The 1,464-nt window shown below is 40.1% G+C and carries 2 protein-coding genes and 1 pseudogene; all 3 read right to left on the reverse strand.

The features are described 5' to 3' along the window. Positions 1 to 128: 128 nt before the first annotated feature. Positions 129 to 383, reverse strand: a complete 255-nt coding sequence (locus tag AB4589_RS23695) for a restriction endonuclease subunit S (RefSeq protein WP_017102006.1) — start codon at positions 381 to 383, stop codon at positions 129 to 131. A gap of 30 nt (positions 384 to 413) precedes the next feature. Next, positions 414 to 1,110: pseudogene (locus AB4589_RS23700) on the reverse strand (IS1 family transposase). Between the two features lie 32 nt (positions 1,111 to 1,142). Then, a complete protein-coding gene (locus AB4589_RS23705) occupies positions 1,143 to 1,349 on the reverse strand; it encodes a hypothetical protein (RefSeq protein WP_017102003.1) in 207 nt (68 codons plus the stop codon). Between the last annotated feature and the right edge of the window lie 115 nt (positions 1,350 to 1,464).

The following is a 1,464-nucleotide window of genomic DNA, read 5'->3' on the forward strand; positions in this document are numbered from 1 at the left end:
GGTTTTGGACATAAATAAGTTTCGGAAAACCGATACCCCCAGAGTGCAAGAGACTGATGAGGTTCGGTTGCAATAGAGAACTGGGCGTTGGAAGTGATTGGGATAGCTTTAAAATAGTTGGTAATAAGCTAGGCTTGATTTGTAGCAACTGGAATTTTATTAATTGCGACTCTACCTGCAGTATCACCATTACCATACATAACGATAATTACCGAGTTTTCCGGTATTAACTTTGCGGTAGACTTCGTTATGGCATCTTCAGTGATGTAGGTCTCAGCAGAAAAAACCTTACAATTATTCACTTCCTTAGTTTTAATCCAAGGTACTGTCCCGTCGATATAAAACTCTTTAACTCGTGTACTTGGAGTCCCTCCAGAACACACTTTTGTAGGTCGTGACGCCAATTAGTTGATTTAGTGGTAGAACTCTCGCTCAATGGAAGTCCCTATCACTTTCTCGTGCATTTCTTCCGATTTCGAGAAACCAATAACTTTACGCAATAAACATTTTTATCTGGAACGCAAAGTCAAATTGGTTAGTTCAATCCGCTGAGTGAACCTTTTCCCTACAACATGTTTTTCTTTTGGCAATTCTTTTGAGTAGACGCTGAAATCATCGGTGAAAAAGAAACTGATGTCGAATGGCTTAAGTAAAGCGAGTAACGCTCGCAGCTCATCTGTATTACGCTTACCAAAGGCATGAGCAATGATGCGTTTATAACCGGGCTCCAATGCATACCAAAGCCAACGACGATTTTTTTGTTTCCTACGAATGACCACTGTTCATCGACCTCACAGATGAGAGAGATGTTTGCTCTCTCGAAAGGTATTGAGGTGACTCGTTTCGGCGAGAGTTTTTTAAAGTGCGCAGTACCGTGTTATGGCCAACTTTTAAGACACGACTTGTTTCTCTTACACCAGAGCTATTCATCGCCATATCAATGATTTGCTCTTTGACCTTAGGTTTATATGCCTCGTAAGCATAATCAAGTTGAAATGAGCGTTTGCACTCAAGGCAACGAAACCGCTGAAAGCCTGACACACCAGTACCATGTTTACGAACATACTCCGTTTGGTTGCAAAACCGACAGTTAACTTGAATAGTAGCCATAATTTTTAATTCAGAGTTGCGGGACTACCATTCTAACTCAAGCTCACCATGTTGGAGTCATAACACAATTTCTTAACCTTTTTCTTTAACACCTTCAATATCGGTAATTGGTCCTGTTTAGATACCCACTGCTGCCAACCAAAGAGTGATTGCTCATAGAAACGTACAAACATCCCCTCTTTTATGCCAACAATACGTTGACTGCTTTCAACCAATGCTAATTTAGTTTCAATATTCACTTATCTTCCCCCCCTAAAAAAGTGCCAGATGCAACTCTGGCACTTCAAAAACTAAAATTAAAAATTAAAACGTTAAACTCTAAACGCTCAACTTTAAGGATTTGAGACGCAGGAT

This window comes from Vibrio sp. 10N.222.49.A3 (assembly GCF_041475145.1).
In the GTDB taxonomy this organism is placed as follows: domain Bacteria; phylum Pseudomonadota; class Gammaproteobacteria; order Enterobacterales; family Vibrionaceae; genus Vibrio; species Vibrio tasmaniensis_A.